1 protein-coding gene is annotated in these 203 nt (G+C 45.8%); it reads right to left on the bottom strand.

Annotated elements, in window-relative coordinates; translation table 11 throughout:
- On the bottom strand, positions 1 to 203 hold a 203-nt coding region (locus SORDD15_RS10365; RefSeq protein WP_196756232.1), incomplete at both ends, for a hypothetical protein.

Genomic DNA, 203 nt, shown 5'->3' with positions numbered 1-203 from the left:
CCCTATCTCAGGCGGGGTGACTTCCTTGGTACCGACAGGATGGCCATAAGGATCTTTCACAGACTCGATCCGCTTATAGCCAATCTTGTTAGTTGTTTTATACTTTTGAATGTTAAGGGCTTCAAGTTTGGCTCCTACCTTGTCCATAGCCTCATAGAGTCGAAGTTGTTCCAGTACTATAGCTCCCTGCTTGAGCATTTGTG

The sequence above is a fragment of the Streptococcus oralis genome (genome assembly GCF_001578935.1).
GTDB lineage: Bacteria > Bacillota > Bacilli > Lactobacillales > Streptococcaceae > Streptococcus > Streptococcus oralis_R.
The sequence above is the reverse complement of the archived record's forward strand: the minus strand, read 5'-3'. Positions and strand labels throughout refer to the sequence as shown.